The 339-nt window shown below is 43.4% G+C and carries 1 protein-coding gene; it reads left to right on the top strand.

The genetic code is table 11. The features are described 5' to 3' along the window. Positions 1-291 (top strand): phosphoadenosine phosphosulfate reductase domain-containing protein (locus tag HC176_RS18160; RefSeq protein ID WP_167920400.1); only part of this gene is annotated, 291 nt, incomplete at its 5' end. Positions 292-339: the final 48 nt, after the last annotated feature.

Here is a 339-nt window from a genome sequence, read left to right as displayed (position 1 = left end):
ATCAAATCCAAGTATACTGTTTGGGTGAGCGGACTAATGGAATGGCAAAGTGACCATAGGGCTACTTTGGATATTTTTGAACAGAGAGGAGAAATTTTAAAGTTCTATCCTCTTCTGGATGTCTCAAAGGAAGAGCGCGATAAATTCATAAAAGCACATAACCTGCCTTTTCACCCTCTTGTGGCAAAAGGATATCACTCTATTGGCTGCTCCCACTGCACTGTTGCAGGTGATGAACGCAGCGGACGCTGGAACAATAATCCTAAAACAGAATGTGGGTTACACCTGTAAAAAAGATCCTGGACCGCTCCGCTGCAAGAGTCAAGAACCAAGACTAAA

It is taken from the genome of Tamlana crocina, from assembly GCF_012037625.1.
This window is presented reverse-complemented; position numbering and strand designations above follow the sequence as displayed.